Raw genomic sequence first — 15,267 nt, forward strand, 5'->3', positions numbered from 1 at the left:
GTCCTGCGGTAGTACGCCTCGATCAGCCGCCCGCACGCCACCGCCTGCCGCGCCCGCAGTCTCGCCGGCATTCCCGGCGCCTCGCCGTGTCGTCTGGGCATGCGCTTTTCGTGGCTCTCCTGGAGTGGGCGATCACTTCATCGCGGACTGGACGGCCGAGCTGACGTCGGCGATCGTCGGGTTGCTCAGGATGGAGTGCACGGTGACGCTCACCGGCCACGTCCGGCTGATCCGGGCCGCGACGCGCATCGACTCCAGCGACCGCAGGCCATAGCGGCCGAGGTCCTCCAGCCGGCCCACCCCCCGCACGTGCAGGACGTCCTCGACGAGCTGCGCGACCTGCCGCTCCAGCGGGGTCTGCGGCGGCTGCGCGTCTCCCGCCCGCTCGGCCGCGGCGCCGAGGGCGGCCAGGGCCCGCAGGTCGCGTTTGGCGTTGTGCGTCAGCGGCATGGCGTCCAGATGGAGGTAGCGGTCGGGCACCATGTACGGGGCCAGGCGGTCCTGGAGGAACCGGCGCAGCTCCCCGGGGTCCGGAGCGGGGCCCGCGTCCCCGACGACGCAGGCCGTCAGCGATCTCTGGCGGGCCTCGTTCTCCGACACCAGGACGGCCACGTCGTTCACACCCGGGCACAGCCGCAGGACGGCCTCGATCTCGCCCAGCTCTATCCGGTAGCCGCGGACCTTCACCTGCCCGTCGTCGCGGCCGAGGAACTCCAGCTTTCCCTCGGGGAGCCAGCGGGCGCGGTCGCCCGTCCAGTAGAGCCGGCCCGGCGGGTCGGCGGCCAGGGGGTGGTCGCGGAAGCGCTCCCGCGTGCGTTCGGGAAGGTTGCGGTAGCCGCGGGCCAGGGCGATCCCGCCGATGCACAGCTCGCCCGGGACGCCGACCGGCGAGGGCCGGCCCAGGTCGTCCAGCACGTACAGGTCGGCGTCGCCGACCCGGCGCCCGATGGGCACCGGCCGGGCGGCGCCCACCTCCTCGATCGTGGCCCACACGCTGGCCTCGGTCGGGCCGTAGACGTTCCACAGCGGCCGTACGCCGGCGCGCGCCAGGTCGTCGGCCAGGTCCCCGGACAGGGCCTCGCCGCCGACCACCCCGGTCAGGGAGCCGGGCGCGCGCCAACCCGCCTCCATCAGCAGGCGCCAGCCGCTGGGGGTGGCCTGGTGGTGGGTGGCCTCGCGCCGGGTCAGCTCCTCGCCCAGCCGGACGCCGTCCACCACGACGTCGTCGGGGAGCACGGTGACCCGCCCGCCGAAGAGCAGCGGCATGAAGAGGTCGACGACGCACAGGTCGCAGGCGGCGTTCGCGCCGGCCGCCCACGTCGTGCCCTCGCCGAGGCCGATCCTTTCCCCCAGGTCCCGCAGGAGGGCGAGCGTGCCCCGGTGCATCACCTCCACGCCCTTGGGGCGGCCGGTCGAGCCGGAGGTGTAGATGAGATAGGCCAGGTCCGTGCCTTGCACGGGGACGCCGGGGGCGCTCGTCCCGTGGGCGGAGACGGCCTCGCGGTCCCGGTCCACGTAGACGACCCGCACGCCGGCGAAGCGTCCCCAGTGGGCGCTGTCGCTGACGACGAGCTCGATGCCGGCGTCGGCGGTCATCAGCTGGAGTCGCTGGTCGGGAAAGCCGCCGTCAAAGGGGACGAAGGCGGCGCCGCACTTCATGATCGCCAGGAGGATGACCGGCAGCTCGCGCGAGCGCTTCACCAGGACGCCGACCGCGCCGCCGGGCCGCACGCCCTGGTCCATGAGGTGGCGGGCGAGCTGGTTCGACCGGCTCTCCAGCTCCGCGCGGGTGATCTCCCCGGTGCCGTCCAGCACGGCGACGCGCTCGGGGGAGCGGGCCAGCGCGCGGCTGATCGCCTCGTGGATGGTGGGCGCCGGCGTCCTGATCGCGGGGCCTCGCCCCCACCGCAGGATCTGCGCGCGCTCCCTTTCGGAGAGTACGTCGATCGAGCCGACCGGCCGGGCAGGGTCCGCGGCCATCTCCGCGACCATGGCGCGCAGGTGGGCCAGCAACTGCCGCATCATGGTGGCGTCGAACACGCCGGGCCGGTAGACCAGGCGCAGCCGGAACTCCTCGCCGTCGCGCGCGATGACGGTGAGCGGGAAGTGCGGGCGGCTCTCGTACCTGATGCCGGTGATGCCGAGCTCGGGCGCGAGCTCGGCGGGCCGCAGCTCCTCGAACACCACGGCGCTCTGGATCAGCTCGTTGCCGCCGATGCCGGGGCAGAGCCGCTGGATCTCCGGCAGGGGGAGGGAGGCGTGCCGCCACGACTCGTCCCGGGTCTCCTGGTAGCCGCGCAGCCATCCGGCCACCGATGCCTCCGGGCGGATGTGCTGCCGCACGGGGAGCGTGAGCGTCATCGGGCCGATCGCGTCGTAGGCCGCTCCCAGGGGGCGGTGCACGTCCGTGCTGCCGAGCACCACGTCCCGGCTGCCGGTGTAGCGGCCCAGCAGGAGGTGCCAGGCGCCCTGCAGCGCCGTTTCGCGGCTGATCCCGCAGGCCGCCGCGATCCGATCGAGGTGGGCGGACGTGTCCGCCGCCGGTGTCTCCAGCAGCCCGGGGACCGGTGGCGAGCCGGTCGCCGTCGTCCGGGCCCCGGCGATCGCCGACAGGCTGGGCGGCTCGTGCCCGGAGAGCAGCTCCCTCCAGAACGTCACGTCCTCGTCGCCGGCCGGGCCCCGCTGCTCCCACCAGTCCACGTACTCGCGGTAGGTTCTCGTGGTCGCGGGGCCGGCGTCCCCGCCCGCGTACAGGCGGGCCACGGCGTTCAGGACCTTCTTGAGCGACCGGAAGTCCATGATCAGATTCGAGTACTGCAGGAGCAGCAGCGGCTCGCCGCTCGCCGATCGCGCGAAGACCGCCCGCACGAGTGGCGCGCCGGTCAGCTCGAAGCCCTTCTCGCGCTCGCCGGCCAGCCAGGCGTCGATGTCGCCGACGGGCGGGTCCAGGACGTCGATCGGCAGCTCGGCGCCCGGCCGCGGTCGCTGCCGCGCGGTGGCCTCGCTCGTCCAGTCGAAGGACATCGTGAGCATCTCGTGCTGCTCGAAGGCCGTCCGCCAGGCTCGCCGGAAGGCCCGCGGCTCGGGCCGGGCGCGCAGCGTCAGCAGGACCTGGTCGAGATAGGCGCCGCCGTCCTGGACGGCGTGGAAGAGCAGGCCGTGCTGGATCGGCGACAGGGCGCGAAATTCGTTGCTGTTCATCCGTTGATCCCCCTAATAGGTGAAGACGACGCCGTACCGGGTCCTGGCGGAGCTGCCGATGACCTCCCGCCCGCCGGTGTCGTCGAGCGCGCGGACGAACGAGCCCGAATAGCCGGCGCCCGACACGAAGACCCCCCAGTTGACGTCCCATTCGACGCCCGCCCCCGTGCCGGGGTCGAGCACGATCTCCCGGTCCGGCACCACGCGATCCTGGACGACGTAGCCGCCGAGCTTCGGCGCGGCCAGCATCGACCGCCACTCCCCGGCGTCGATCCGGGCGCCCGGCAGCACGCCCACGCTGTTGTTGCCGAAGGCCGGCTTGAGCACCAGGTCCTGCCTGCGCTCCACGCACTCGTCGAGCAGCGCGCGCTGGTGTGCCGCGCGGACGATGGTGAAGTTGTCGCCCAGCAGCCTGGTCCGCGGAATGAGGCGATCGACCAGTGCGCGTTCCGCGCTGCTCAGGCCGGATCGGACGATGTCGTGGTGCAGGAGGCCCATGACGGCCTTGTTGCTGATCAGCTCCGAGTCGAGGGGGGTGAAGAAGGCGGTCCGGCCGTACCGGTGGGCCTGCGCCAGGTCGTCGATGAGCGCCGGCCCGTCGGGCTCGTGCATCAGGTGCTCGACGAAGAAGTAGCGGAGCACGACGTCCAGCGGCTGGTTCCCGCGCAGGGTCACCTTGCCGCCGGCGGTGGAGAGCTGGTTCAGCTCGCCCAGCTCCACGCGCAGCCCGCGGGCCCGTAGCGCGCGGGCCACGTGCCGGCAGGTTCCGCCGCTGCCGGTCTCCTCGATGAGGCCCACGACGGGGTCGTCCGCTCCGACGACCGCGCCGGCGACGGCCCGCAGGAGGTCCGCCATGACCTGGGCGGTGTCGGTATGGCCGAGCGCGAATTCGCCGGCGAAGCGGCGGAACTCGTCCTGCTCCAGCAGCAGGCGGTTCATGAGGGCGGCCTCGACGCCGCCGATGTCGCTGCCGACGTTGAACTCGATGACCCGGAAGGAGCCGTCCTGGATGATCGCGTCGGCGCGGGCGTAGGGGTCGAGCGCGCCCACGCACCCGCGGCGGATGATCTCCGCGCGGCGGGACGGCTGTCCCTGGGCGGCGAGAAAGGACTCCGCGTCCCCGAAGAAGCGCCGCGGCAGCGCGTTGAGGAGATGGAAGAGGCCGAGCAGGTCGTCGCCGAGATCGTCCATGTCGCTGCGCGGCCGGAAGAAGGGACGGGCCAGCGCCCTGTGCTCGAACACCGACGCCGGCGGCGGTCCCGACACGGCGTCGGCCAGTTTGAGCAGGGCCGGGGATCGGCGGCAGCGCCGCAGGTAGGCGGCGGTCACGACGTCACGCCCCGCGCGGCCGTCCGGTCCGGTCCCCGAGCCGGGGTCATCCGCGTTCGCGATCAGCGCGCCGAGCTCCCGGCCGGCGAACAACTCCGCCGCGACGTCGCCGATCACCAGGTGGCGGGCGACGCAGGACGGCGGGCACGGATGGTCCCTGGAGGTGACGTGCACCTCTGCCGCGCCGGTGGGAGGGGCGTCCGGGTCGCCGGCGGCGGCCAGGTAGGTCACCCAGTCGGCCTGCGCGGCGGCCAGCTCCCTGGCCATCCGCGCCATCCCGGGCGTTTCCCGCCCGCCTTCCGCCAGATGGCTCAGGAACAGTCTCTCCTCGGCCCTGCCGATCGCCGCCCTGGTCAGCGGCTCGTCGTCCGGCCCGGCAGGCGATCCCGCCTCGGTCAGGAAGGTCCGGAGCGTCCCGGCGGCGGTGTCCAGGTCGGCCGGCTCCGGGTTGATCGCGTACAGGCGCGGTCCGGCGCGCCCGGCGCGGCGCAGCAGCCGGTCCAGCTCGCGGGCGATGGACGCCGCGGCGCAGTGGGCCACGATGGCCGATACCTCGCGCCCGGCCAGGCCGGCGGAGTCGAGCAGGGTCCTGGCGTAGGCGCGGGCGGTCACGTCGCGCGGCCTGACGGCGTCGAGCAGGTGCACCACCTGCACGCCGGGCGCGGCGATCTCCAGCCGGCGCAACCGGTGCCGCGACCGCGGCCCCGGAAAGTCCAGCGTCAGCACGCAGGGCGCCTCCGGGCCCCCGCGCCGATCCTGCAATGGCATCTCGGACACGTCCCTCGGTGTGATGGGTTTCAGTCGGTACGGGTGCCGGCCCCCGGCCTCGGCGTGCTCATCGCCCACCGGGCGGCGGGGACGCACAGCGCGGCCACCGCCAGGAAGAGCACCACCATGACCAGCCAGCCGGCCGGCGTCATGACCAGGGCGACGACGCCGAGGGGACCGAGGATCCAGGTTGCCTTCGGCCCCAGCTCGTGGACGGCGATGTATTCGGCGCGCATGCCGTCCGGGGCCAGCCCGTAGGACTGCCCCCAGGCCGCGGCGGACGCGTACAGCTCGCCGAAGGTGAGAGTCACCAGCCCGCCCACCAGGAGGGCGACGGTCCAGGGGCCGGAGCTCAGGCCGCTCGCCCAGAACGTCAGGCACGCGGCGGCGAGCCAGCATCCGGCGAACCGCTGCGACCTGGCGGCGCCGATGACGTCCTCGGCCCTCCTGCTGGTCCGCACCTGGAGCAGGACGGTCATCGCCATGTTGACGACGAGCGTGACGGCGATGAGGACCTGCGGCGCGTCCGTTCTCTGCAATATCCACAGCGGCAGGACGACGAACAGCATCGGCTCGTTGAGCGCGAGCAACCCGTTGAGTGCGGACAACGCCAGGAACGGGACGTCGCGCATCGCCGTCGTCCGGCTGAACCGCGCGGGACCCGCCGCCGCCGGACTGCCGGCCGTGGCGCCGAAACACGCCAGGAGCAGCACTTCCAGCAGCAGTATCCCGCTGTTGAGATAGATCACCAGCACGTAGCCGGACGGGGTGTCCACGGCCAGCGCCAGGCCGGCGAGCCCCGTCCCGGCGGCCAGCCCGATGTTCTGGACGGAACGCAGGAACGCCGACACGCCCACCCGGCGGCCGGCGGCGACGACGTCCCCGATGTATCTGGCCCGTCCGGCGGCGCCGAGAGATCCGGCACAGCCCATGAGCACGATGACGGCCAGGAAGGCGGACACGTCGCGGACCTGCGGATAGAGGGCGAAGAGCAGGGCCTGGGCGAGCGAGCCGGCCAGCCACGCGCGAAGGCCCCCCACGCGGTCGGCCACCCGGCCGAGCGAAACGCTGACCAGCAGCTCGACCGCGGCCCGGACGGAGAGCCCCAGCGCCACCTCGGCAGCCGACAGGCCCGCGTAACGGGTGAAGAACACGGCGTTGACGGCCAGGTAGGCGCCGGACCCGACCGCGTACGTCAGCGTGCGCACGGTGAGCAGCCACGGGCTCCCCCCGGGCGGGACCACGAATCCCACGACGGCGCGGACGATGCCCGCGAGCCTCCTCGCTCCCGGGCTCTGGGCGCGCTCCCGCACCTCACCCACGTCGCACCCGGGCGAACGGGAAGCTCGGCACGCTCGGCTCCATCCGGGCCAGCAGCGAGCGTCCGCCCCGCTGGACGGGCACCACCGGACCGTCACGCCCGTCCGGGACGGCGGAGATCGCGCCGGCCGGCCCTCGGGCCAGAAGACCGCTGTATCGCCCGTAGCGGAGGCGGAGGTGACCGCCGTCCGACGGCGCCACGGTCAGCGTCCCGAAGCCGGGATGGGAGTAGGAGCCGGCGAGATCGGGCTCCGCCGCCGCCCGCACGGCCCGGGGGAGCGGCGCGGCGTCGGCTCTCCGTACGGGAGGCGGGACCGGCTCGTCCGGCAGCGCGAGCTTCGTGGCGCAGAGCCAGTCGATGACCCTGAACACCACGGCGCACATGAAACAGCACTCGGGATGCACCGGTGAGTGCTCGGCATCGCCGTTGCACAGCAGCGACACCCCGACGCCTGAGTCGGGCAGCAGGGCCGTCATGGCACGCATGTTGCCGACGCTGCCCGCGTGGATGAGCATCTCGTGCTCCCCGGCCCGGCCGAGCACCCAGCCGAGCCCGTACCCCGTCGAGGTCGCGCCCGCCGGATAGCCGATCTCCGGCATGCGGATCCGGCTCCGGCGGAGCTCGGCCAGGTCGCCCTCGCCGAGGAGCCGCCCTGACTCACCCGTTCCGAAGAGGTGCAGGCGCATGAAGGCGACCATCTCCCTGATGTCGCAGATCAGCCCGGCCAGCGGGTGCGCCGTCGCCGGGACCGGCTCGATCTCCTCGACGACGAAGGCGCCCTGCTCCTCCGCCCAGCCGTGGGGGGACGCCTTCTCCACGCCCTCCGCGTCGATCATGTGCCCCGCGATGCCGATCGCCCGCAGCAGGTCGTGGTACTGCCGCTCCCAGGGCACCGCGGTCAGGCTCTCCAGCAGGCCGCACGCGGCGATGAACATGGTGTTGCTGTAGAGGTAGGCGGTGCCGGGAGCGTGCGCACCGGCCAGGTGCCTGAGCCGCTCCAGCAGCGCCGCCCTCGTCTCGTCCGCCGAGTAGTGCAGCAGCAGGTTGTACGACGGCATCCCGGACGAGTGCGACAGCAGGTGCGCCAGCGTCACCCCCTGATGGCTGGCCGGCAGGAACGAGGGCTCCTGCGCGCGGTCCCAGCCGGTGACCTGCTCGGCCACCCGCTGGGCGGCCACCGCCGCGATCAGGGATTTCGACAGGGATCCGAGCGGCACTCTGGTCGATTCGGTCATCGGCAGGCGCCGCCCGGCGTCCCGCAGCCCCCAGGCGTACGTCGCCGCGTCGGCCTCGCGGATGATCGCCAGGCTGAATCCCGGGATCCGCCAGAGGCCCGCGATCCGGGTCAGCGTGTCGAACCGGCCGCTCATCAGGGCGTCGAGTCTCGCGTCGTTCATACGGCTCCCGGATCGTCGGAGTCTCTCGCGGCCGGTACGCCGCCTTCCGCCGCCCGCACAGGCCGGAGCGCGTGCGCGCACACCGCCTGCAGCGTCCCGAGGCGGGCGTCGGCCAGGAAGGACCGGAGCGCGACGTGCACTCCCAGGCGGGCCTCTATGCGCGCCAGCAGCCGGACCGCCTCGATCGAGGTGCCACCGGCCAGGAAGAAGTCCGGGTCGCCCCCGCCGGGCTCGCCGGGCAGCGTCGCGGTCCACTCCTCGGCGACCACGCGCTCGACGGCGGTGTCAGCGCTTCCGCCGGTCATGGCGTGCTCACCTGCCGAGCTGCCCGCCTGGCCGGCCGGGCACGGGAGGCGCGTTCCGCCAGCAGCTGCGCCGCCACCACGTCGGCCCCCCTGTTGACGGCGGGCAGGCTGCTGGCGTAGTAGATGTCGCCCGCGGTGAGCTCGCCGACGGCGAAGATGCCGAGGGGCCCGGCGCCGCGCGCGGGGATCAGCCGGGCGGTGCCGGGGTCGGTGGCGAGCCCGCCGTAGGCGTTCCAGGTCGCCAGCCCGTTCCGGCGCAGCGCCGCCACCAGCCGGCCCTGCCGCCCTTTCGCGCGGGCCGGCGTCGTACGGGTCGCGTCCACGGCCACCTGGGCCGTCACGACCTCGTCCCCCGCCAGGGCCGTCACGGAACCCCGCGCGGAGCGGACCTCCCGCACGCCGGCCAGCACCCTGAGCTGGCCCGCGTCCATGGCCGAGAGCAGCGACCGGGCGGTCGCGGGCGGCATCGGGCACTGCAGGCTCCGCAGCCGCGGCTTGTAGTCGTTCAGCATCGCGGCGACCTCCTCCTCCGGCAGGGCGGCGCGGATCGCGCGGGCCAGCGGCGTGGGGATGCTCAGGAAAAGGGACTGAACGGCGTTCGCCCCGGGGTGCGTGAGCTGGTGGCGCAGATGGTCGGCGGCGGATCTCCCGGGCCGGTACCAGCCGGTCTCGGCCCTGGCGTCGAACCCGGCGGCCGCGAGCTCCTCGTGCAGCAGCTCCCATATCGCCCGGCGGGTGAGCGTGCCGTCCCGTGCCTTGCGCTGCTCGATGCCGGCCGCGTCGGCGCGGGTCAGCGGCCAGTCCCTGGCCGGGGCCAGCACCTCGGGCAGCACGCCTCTCCGCGACAGCATGGTGACCGGCCCGCGATGGCCGGCCGCGAGGAGGGCCAGCACGGTGTCCACCGCCGTGAGGCCCGTACCGATGATCAGCACGTGGCTGCCGGGGGAGATGCCGGCCAGCCGGTCCTTGAGCGGGTACGGGTGGCCGAGGAAGACCGGCGAGCCGGCCAGCCGGTAGGGGTCCGCCGGTCCGCCCGGGCCGACTCCGAGCACGACGTGCGTACAGGCCCGCGTGCCCCCGTCGGACCTGACGAGGAAGCCGCCGTCGTGGGCTCGCGCCACGTCGAGCACGGTCTCCGGATGGACGGTGACGCGCCATCCGCGCTCGCGCGCCGACTCCTGACAGGCCGCGAGATGATCGCGCAGGTAGCGGCCGAAGACCCGGCGGGGCGCGAAGCCGTCCGCGCCGGGCTCAGGACGGCCGGGCCGCGGCGGGCCTTCGTGCCGCCGCAGCCAGCGCAGGAAATGATCGCGCTGGTCGTCACGGATGGACATCCGCCCGTTCGGCAGGTTGATCAGAGCGCAGTCCAGGTCGTCCCGGAACGCGACACCGTGTCCGAGGTGGGCCGGCTCGTAGATGTGGATCTCGGGAGCGACGTCACCGCCGGTCTCCTGGGCGAGCAGGCTGTCCAGGAGACTGACCGCGGTCGCGCCCCCGCCGATCATCGCGATACGCAACATTTCCTCCATTCCGGAATGGGTGCACCGCGCCTGAGCGCGATGGCCGGCTACGCGGCGGTGAAGCGGCCGATGGCCCTGGAACGCAAGGAGGCGACGTCCGCGCCGCAGAAGGCGTCCACATACGGCTGGTATTCGAGGAGGTGCGCGCCCGCCAGGTCGTCCTGGTGGCCGAGGAGGAAATGGAGTTCGTCGCGATCGGCCGACCAGGAATAGCCGTTGAAGACCTCCACGCCGGTGAATCGCGTTTTGTAGAGGTCGCCCGCGGTGTAGCACGAGCCCAGATAGCAGTGGCGCGACCCCCGGCTCCTGAGCTCCCGGAGCGCGCTGCTCATCATGTAATTGCCGATGCTGATGTCGCGGTGGCGGGCGTCGTAGACGGGAATGCCGTACTGCGACAATCCCGCGCCGAGGTATATCGGGACGAGCCCGGCCGGAGAGCCGTCGCGGCGGTCGGTGAAGGCCGCCACATGGGTGGTGAAGGGGGAGTCCAGCATCTCCTCGAAGCGCTTCCTGCGGTACTGCGCGTTGATCTGCTGCCGGTCGAAATAGTCGTCTGCGAGCCGCCTCCACCCGTCCGACCAGGGGAAATCCTTGCGATCGAGCAGCTCGGCGCCGATGCCGGCGCAGCGGCGCTCGACGTAGCGCACCCGGCCGGTGGCCGTGTACCGCCGCAGGTCGACGCGGACGCTCCGGGTCAGATAGAACCTCGACAGGTCCAGGGCGCCGGGCAGGAAGCCGTGCTCGTAGGCGACGCCGACCGGCTCGCCGTCTTCGAGGAACGCCCATACCTGGTAGGGGAAGACGTACGCGCCGTAATGGGGAGCGCATTCGGAGAAAACAATTCTCATGAATCCTTCTCGTCACGGTCTCAACGGACGCGGCGGGTCAGGCCGGCCGTCCAGCTCGTACGAGTCTGGTGGCCCGGCTCGGCCTTGATCCAGGCCAGCGACCGGACAATGACCGGACATTCTCTCCAGCGCGCCCGGAACCGTGGCGACTGCCGGTCTCGAATTCCGTGTCCGGCAAAAGTCCGGTCCATGACCTGGTGCTCCGCATTCACCGTCTGGAACGTTGTTCTCCCTGCCGTACTTGTGAGCTGCGAAAAAGCGAGGTGGAAAGAATGGGGAAGGCCCGACGTCCAGGCCGCCCTTGTCACGACGCCGGTCCGGCCGGCCGCCGGCCGGGAGCCGGCCCCACAGCCCCGTCAGGCGGGAGCGGCACGCGCCGGATCGTGCCCGGCCCGGACCGGCCGGCATGAGCGCAGCCGCGAGCCGGGAAGGGCCCGTGCCCGGCACGCTCTTCTCCAGCCTGGCCGAGACCGATCCGGCGCTGCGCCTGCACTGCGCCGTGGAGCGCGACGGCGCCACCTACCCCCGCCATCCCGTGCACGGGACGGCCACCCGCGTCGTGGACCCGGACGGGATCCGGTCGGGGGCCGGCGGGCTGCCCGCCTCGCTGGCCCGGGTGTTCAGGATCGCCGCCGACCGGTACGGCGCCGGCATCGGCGTCCCCCGCTTCGAGGTGGACCAGGACGGGCGGGCGACGGGCCGGGTGGTGGTGCCGGACGCGGCCGTGGAAGAGCTGGACGAGCGGACGGCCCGGCGCGGGCTGGCCGAGCTGACCGGCCTGCTCACGACCCTCGGCCGGCTCGCCGGCCTGCCGGAACACGCCGTGCAGCACACCCTCGCGACAGAGCTGCGCTTCCTCTCACCCCGCACGGCGGGACTGCTCGATCCCGCGGGGACGGGCCCGGTCCACACGGTGGGTCACCACCAGCACGCCGTGCTGAGCGAGGTGCTGCGGCGCGTGGCCGAGCGGGCCCGCCTGCGGCGCGACGATCCCGCGCTCAAGCCGCCGGCCGTGCTGCTGGACATCGACCTGTGCGCGCTCGATCCCCGCGCCCGCGTCGCCCGCGCCCTCGGGGCCGTCGGCGTCGACCCGCGCGGGCTCGCGGCGCTGCCCTCCTACCATCGCCCGGCCTGGGACCTGTGGGCCCGCGAGACCGGCGTGGACGCCGACCACCTGGCCTTCTGCCACGCCTTCTTCCGTCCGTGGGACAACCTGCGCTGGGACACGCCGGTGCCGGGGCTGGCGCGCTTCGTCTGGGACGTGTACGACGCCGGCGGCCGCGTGGTCTTCAACACCGGCCGGCGGGAACGGGTCCGCGAGCACACCGAGCACGCGCTGGCCCGCGCCGGCATCACCCGGCCTCGCATCGCGTTCCAGCCGGACGACCGCCGCCGGGCCGTGCACGAGCTGAAGGCCGAGAACCTGAGGCTCTTCGCCGACCTCGACATCGTCGCGGTGTTCGACGACATCTGCGAGAACCGCCAGGCGATGGCCAAGAAGCTCACCGGCGCCCAGTTCGTCGCGGTGGCGCTGCCGGGCTACGTCCAGGAGCCGGCCCATGACGGCGCGGAGGTCATCGGCTCCTTCGAGACCGTTCCCCGCTGCGCGCGCACCGCCCGTGCCCCCGGGCTTCCCCGGCTGTCCCACGCCAACTCGCTGGCCGAACTGCCGCTGGCGGAGATGTCGGCGGGAGAGCTCGCCTTCGAGCATGCCGTCCAGCTCGGCGAGCGCGAATCCATGGAGATCGTCGACGCGCTGCTCAGGGACGCCGACCGGGCCGCGATCCGGACCGCCGCGAACGCCCCCAAGACGGACGACCTCGCGGACACCGTCTACCACCTGTTCATGCGCCCGCAGTTCCGCAAGGGAGCGCGGGCGAACTTCTCGCTCGCCATGGCCAGGCGCGAGCTCGGTCCCCATATGGCCGACGGCGCTCCCATCCCCATCGTCACCAGGGGATTCCCGGTCAAGTTCCCCTACAACAGCCTGAAGACGATGGGCAGCCGGCCCGACCTGTCGGAGCTCGCCTCCCTGATCCGGCTGCGCGAGCTGCAACGTACGGTGCGGCACGTCTATCCGCCGGGACTGGCGATCACCGTACTCGCCGACGGCAAGCACTTCCGGCAGCACCCGCCGGACCTGATCCGCGACTACCAGCGGAAACTGGCCTTCTACCACGTGCTGGCCGGCGGCACGGAGGTCCTGACCATCGCCGACCTGAACGCGGTCGCCGAGCAGCGCATGGGAGCGGCGGCCATGCGGCGCTACGCCGTCCTGGTTCCGCAGCGGGAGGCCGAGATCCGCGACACGCTCGCCGGGCTCGACGTCACCGCCGCTCCGGCGCCGGCGCTGGAGCAGGCCACGCGCCGCACGGCCCGCACGGCGGGCGGCCATCGTGCGGGCGACAGCGCGCCGCCGCACTTCGAGAGCCTGTTCCGATCGCTGATGTACACGGTTCCCCTGACGGGCGAGCGCCGGGACGCCGCCTTCGCCAGGCAGGTCTACGCCGACCTGTTCAACCTGACCGGCCAGGACGTTCCCCGGCGCGTCGCCGCCGCGCGCCGCGCGGTGCTGGCCACGGCCTGGTCCGACACGATCCGGTACCTGGCGGTGCAGGGGGCCGATCGGGAGCTGGGATTCGACCGGGCGATGTTCTCCGGCGGCATCCGGCTGACGCCCAACCCGCGCAGGGGCAGTCTCGGCTTCACCTACCTCGGCGGCGCGTCCATCCTGCCCTGGCACGGCACGGCGGCGCTGGACGCCTCCGGCCGGGTGTCGACCGATTTTGCGATCTCCCTGCTCGACCAGGGCTTCGTCCCTGCGTACTCGCCGCTGCTCGGATCCGGCCAGCCGTGGGTGATGGTCCCCGTCACCGCCACGGAAGGCGGCCGGCTCCAGCGCCGCTTCCTGGCCGGAGTGAGGCTCAGGCGCCGCTGAGCCCTGCGCCGAGCCGGTGGTCCGCCGGGGTGTTCAGGACCGGACGACCGCACCGGTCCGGGTGGCTGTCCGCTCGACGGTAGGAGTAGCAGTACCACCGTCGGCGCCGCGTTCGAGTACCCGACATGCCGGAAGATGGAGGTCATGAGCACGACACCAGGGGCCGGGCTGGGCGCGATGATCCGTACGTGGCGGGATCGGCTGCCCCCGTCGGCCGCGGCGCTGCCGGTGGGCCGGGCCCGCCGCGCGACCGGGCTGCGCCGCGAGGAGCTCGCCGAACTCGCCGGCGTGTCGGTCGACTACGTCGTGCGCCTGGAGCAGGGCCGGGCCACGACGCCCTCGGCGCAGGTGGTCGCCTCCCTCGCGCGGGCCCTGCAGCTGACCGTCACCGAACGGGACCACCTGTACCGGCTCGCCCATCTCGTACCGCCGGCGGACGACACGATCTCCGACCACATCCCGCCCGGCCTGCAGCGCGTGCTCACCCGGCTCGGGGACGTCGCGGTCGCCGTGTTCGCGGCCGACTGGCAGCTGGTCTGGTGGAACCGCGGCTGGGCCGCGCTGCTGGGCGATCCCGCGTCGGCACCGCCGCGGCTGCGCAATTTCGCCCGTGACAGGTTCCCGGTGGACGGGAGTCCCGCCCGCCTCGCGCTCTGGCCGGTGACCGAGCTGGACCCGGACACCACCGATGTCGCCGTCGTGTCCGACCTGCGCCGCGCCACCGGCCGCTTCCCCCGTGACGCGCGCCTGGCCGGGCTGATCCGCGACCTGAGCGCCGGCAACGAACGGTTCGCCGAGCTGTGGGCGATGGGCACGGTGGCCGCTCATCGTGAGGACCACAAGACGATCGAGCACCCCTCGGTGGGACCGGTCTCCGTGGACTGCGACGTGCTCAGCGACGGCGACTCCGAATGCAAGATCGTGATCATGACCGCAGTGCCCGGCAGCGCGGACGAGACCAAGCTGCGGCTGGCCGTCGTCGCCGGCCCGCCGCCGCCACGGCCAAGCCTCGCGGCCGACCTCAGCTGATCGGCGCGCACATGCACGTGGACCTCGACGATGACCTTCCGGACCGCCGCGGCGCCGGTCCGCGGATGCCGGTCCGCGGATGCCGGTCCGCGAGCGCCGGTCCGCTGTGGCGGCCCCGCTCCGAGCGGCCCCCGCCGGTCGTTCAGCCGGTGAGGTGCGCGAGCTCGCGCCACTCGACCATGGGCGGCCGGTCCTGGTCCGCGGTGAGCACCTGGAGGCAGACGTGGTCGGCGCCCGCGTCGAGATGCGCGTTGACCCGCTTCGCGATGGTGGCGGCGTCGCCGTACGCCACGATGGCGTCGACCATGCGGCGGCTGGGGGCGGACATGTCGGCGTCGTCGAAGCCCAGCCGGCGCAGGCTGGCGGCCTGGTGCGGGGCCTGCTGGGCATAGAAGCCCACGTGAGTGGCCGCGACCTCGCGGGCGCGGGTGAGGTCGTAGTCGAGGACGACGGCCTGCTCGACCGCCAGCAGGGCATCGGGTCCCATGATCTCGCGGGCCCGGTGGGTGTGCTCGACCGGGACGAAGTACGGGTGCGCGCCGAGGGTGCGTTCCGCGGCCAGGGCGAGCATCTTGGGGCCGAGGGCGGCGAGGACGCGGCGGGGCGGGGCG

General features: G+C 73.4%; 10 protein-coding genes. 2 read left to right on the forward strand and 8 right to left on the reverse strand.

What is annotated here, in order from left to right; all coding sequences use genetic code 11:
- Positions 1-132: 132 nt before the first annotated feature.
- From ETD85_RS50175 to ETD85_RS50205, 7 genes are all read right to left on the reverse strand, one after another.
- Complete coding sequence (locus tag ETD85_RS50175; protein WP_138696937.1) at positions 133-3,201, reverse strand: non-ribosomal peptide synthetase; 3,069 nt, start codon at positions 3,199-3,201, stop codon at positions 133-135.
- Between the two features lie 12 nt (positions 3,202-3,213).
- Positions 3,214-5,256 carry a hypothetical protein gene (locus tag ETD85_RS50180; RefSeq protein ID WP_170247281.1) on the reverse strand — a complete coding sequence of 681 codons (2,043 nt, stop codon included), beginning with the start codon at positions 5,254-5,256 and terminating at the stop codon, positions 3,214-3,216.
- Between the two features lie 71 nt (positions 5,257-5,327).
- Positions 5,328-6,620 (reverse strand): MFS transporter, encoded by a 1,293-nt coding sequence (locus ETD85_RS50185; protein WP_170247282.1) that lies wholly within the window; start codon positions 6,618-6,620, stop codon positions 5,328-5,330.
- Positions 6,613-8,016 (reverse strand): serine hydrolase domain-containing protein, encoded by a 1,404-nt coding sequence (locus ETD85_RS50190; RefSeq protein WP_138696940.1) that lies wholly within the window; start codon positions 8,014-8,016, stop codon positions 6,613-6,615. Before ETD85_RS50190 ends, ETD85_RS50185 begins: the two co-directional genes overlap by 8 nt.
- Positions 8,013-8,321, reverse strand: a complete 309-nt coding sequence (locus ETD85_RS50195; protein ID WP_138696941.1) for a phosphopantetheine-binding protein — start codon at positions 8,319-8,321, stop codon at positions 8,013-8,015. Before ETD85_RS50195 ends, ETD85_RS50190 begins: the two co-directional genes overlap by 4 nt.
- Positions 8,318-9,841 (reverse strand): FAD/NAD(P)-binding protein, encoded by a 1,524-nt coding sequence (locus ETD85_RS50200; protein WP_170247283.1) that lies wholly within the window; start codon positions 9,839-9,841, stop codon positions 8,318-8,320. Before ETD85_RS50200 ends, ETD85_RS50195 begins: the two co-directional genes overlap by 4 nt.
- A 47-nt stretch (positions 9,842-9,888) precedes the next feature.
- Positions 9,889-10,689, reverse strand: a complete 801-nt coding sequence (locus ETD85_RS50205; protein WP_138696943.1) for a hypothetical protein — start codon at positions 10,687-10,689, stop codon at positions 9,889-9,891.
- 406 nt (positions 10,690-11,095) lie between these two features.
- Between ETD85_RS50205 and ETD85_RS50210 the strand changes: the two genes are divergently transcribed.
- The gene (locus tag ETD85_RS50210; protein WP_138696944.1) at positions 11,096-13,627 is read left to right on the forward strand and encodes an L-tyrosine/L-tryptophan isonitrile synthase family protein; all 2,532 of its coding nucleotides are present in this window, start codon (positions 11,096-11,098) and stop codon (positions 13,625-13,627) included.
- Between the two features lie 144 nt (positions 13,628-13,771).
- Positions 13,772-14,656, forward strand: a complete 885-nt coding sequence (locus ETD85_RS50215; protein WP_206059382.1) for a helix-turn-helix transcriptional regulator — start codon at positions 13,772-13,774, stop codon at positions 14,654-14,656.
- Positions 14,657-14,798: 142 nt separating this feature from the next.
- On the opposite strand, the gene ETD85_RS50220 is transcribed toward ETD85_RS50215, so the two are convergent.
- On the reverse strand, positions 14,799-15,267 hold a 469-nt coding region (locus tag ETD85_RS50220), incomplete at its 5' end, for an LLM class oxidoreductase (protein WP_476739308.1).

This window comes from Nonomuraea zeae (assembly GCF_005889725.1).
GTDB classification, from domain to species: domain Bacteria; phylum Actinomycetota; class Actinomycetes; order Streptosporangiales; family Streptosporangiaceae; genus Nonomuraea; species Nonomuraea zeae.

Coding starts and splice junctions, on each gene's coding strand:
- ETD85_RS50175 (WP_138696937.1), bottom strand. CDS start 3,201: ATGAACAGCAACGAATTTCGCGCCCTGTCGCCGATCCAGCACGGCCTG.
- ETD85_RS50190 (WP_138696940.1), bottom strand. CDS start 8,016: ATGAACGACGCGAGACTCGACGCCCTGATGAGCGGCCGGTTCGACACG.
- ETD85_RS50195 (WP_138696941.1), bottom strand. CDS start 8,321: ATGACCGGCGGAAGCGCTGACACCGCCGTCGAGCGCGTGGTCGCCGAG.
- ETD85_RS50200 (WP_170247283.1), bottom strand. CDS start 9,841: ATGTTGCGTATCGCGATGATCGGCGGGGGCGCGACCGCGGTCAGTCTC.
- ETD85_RS50205 (WP_138696943.1), bottom strand. CDS start 10,689: ATGAGAATTGTTTTCTCCGAATGCGCTCCCCATTACGGCGCGTACGTC.
- ETD85_RS50210 (WP_138696944.1), top strand. CDS start 11,096: ATGAGCGCAGCCGCGAGCCGGGAAGGGCCCGTGCCCGGCACGCTCTTC.
- ETD85_RS50215 (WP_206059382.1), top strand. CDS start 13,772: ATGAGCACGACACCAGGGGCCGGGCTGGGCGCGATGATCCGTACGTGG.